The sequence below is a fragment of the Variovorax sp. GW821-FHT10D07 genome (genome assembly GCF_059415325.1).
Window position 1 is genome coordinate 1 of the sequence record NZ_JBWKMZ010000039.1, and the last position, 631, is coordinate 631.

1 protein-coding gene and 1 pseudogene are annotated in these 631 nt (G+C 69.9%); both read left to right on the top strand.

Translation table 11 applies throughout. The features are described from left to right. On the top strand, nt 1-519 hold a 519-nt coding region (locus tag AC07PU_RS42460; RefSeq protein WP_495323667.1), incomplete at its 5' end, for a branched-chain amino acid ABC transporter permease. Nucleotides 520-536: 17 nt separating this feature from the next. Further along, a pseudogene (locus tag AC07PU_RS42465) lies at nt 537-631 on the top strand (ABC transporter ATP-binding protein); the annotation flags it as partial.

Genomic DNA, 631 nt, shown 5'->3' on the forward strand with positions numbered 1-631 from the left:
ATGGGCATCAACACCCGCAACATGAAGCTGCTGGCCTTCGGCATGGGCGCGAGCTTCGGCGGCGTGTCGGGTTCCATGTTCGCGGCCTTCCAGGGCTTCGTCTCGCCCGAGTCGTTCAGCCTCATGGAGTCGGTGATGATCGTCGCCATGGTCGTGCTCGGCGGCATCGGCCACCTGCCCGGCGTGATCCTGGGTGCCGTGCTGCTGGCGGCCCTGCCCGAGGTGCTGCGCTACGTCGCCGGCCCGCTGCAGGCGCTGACCGACGGCCGCCTCGACGCCTCCATCCTGCGCCAGCTGTTCATCGCGCTGGCCATGATCGTCATCATGCTGGTGCGCCCGCGCGGCCTGTGGCCCTCGCCCGAGCATGGCAAGACGCTTCAGCGCAAGGGCGGCGTGCCGGTCGATCCGGCCCACGCCACCGTGGCGCCGGGCTCGCTGCAGACCCACGCACCGGGCGTCGACACCCCGGCCGACGAGCTGCCCGGTGCGGCCTCGCGTCCCATGTCGATCAATCCGTGAGCGAGGAGACGCATCCCATGAGCAAGGCAGACACCATCCTCGACGTTCGCGGCATCTCCAAGCGCTTCGGCGGCCTGCAGGCCCTGTCCGACGTCGGCATCACCATCCAGCG